The organism is Pseudomonas sp. PDM30, from assembly GCF_019218985.1.
GTDB lineage: Bacteria > Pseudomonadota > Gammaproteobacteria > Pseudomonadales > Pseudomonadaceae > Aquipseudomonas > Aquipseudomonas jessenii.
This window is the reverse complement of sequence record NZ_JAHUWM010000033.1, coordinates 1-297: the sequence shown is the minus strand read 5'-3', so window position 1 is coordinate 297 and position 297 is coordinate 1. Positions and strand designations below refer to the sequence as shown.

The 297-nt window shown below is 44.8% G+C and carries 1 tRNA gene; it reads right to left on the bottom strand.

Features of this window, described 5'->3' with window-relative positions:
- Positions 1-187: 187 nt before the first annotated feature.
- Positions 188-263: transfer RNA gene (locus KW840_RS28350), tRNA-Ala, on the bottom strand.
- Between the last annotated feature and the right edge of the window lie 34 nt (positions 264-297).

Here is a 297-nt window from a genome sequence, read left to right as displayed (position 1 = left end):
CTCAACTAAGAGAACTCACAAATTTTACCTTAGCCTGATCCGCTACCAGTGAAAGTAACGTTCAGTCTATCTTTCTATCACATACCCAAATTTTTAAAGAACGAACTAGTCAAAGACTAGAAATCAACATTCACCATCGAACCGATGGAATGCTCATTTCTAAGCTTTACACAATCAGAAGCAGTAGTGGTGGAGCCAAACGGGATCGAACCGTTGACCTCCTGCGTGCAAGGCAGGCGCTCTCCCAGCTGAGCTATGGCCCCGTATTTCTACAGGCGTTTCCCACACAAAATTGGT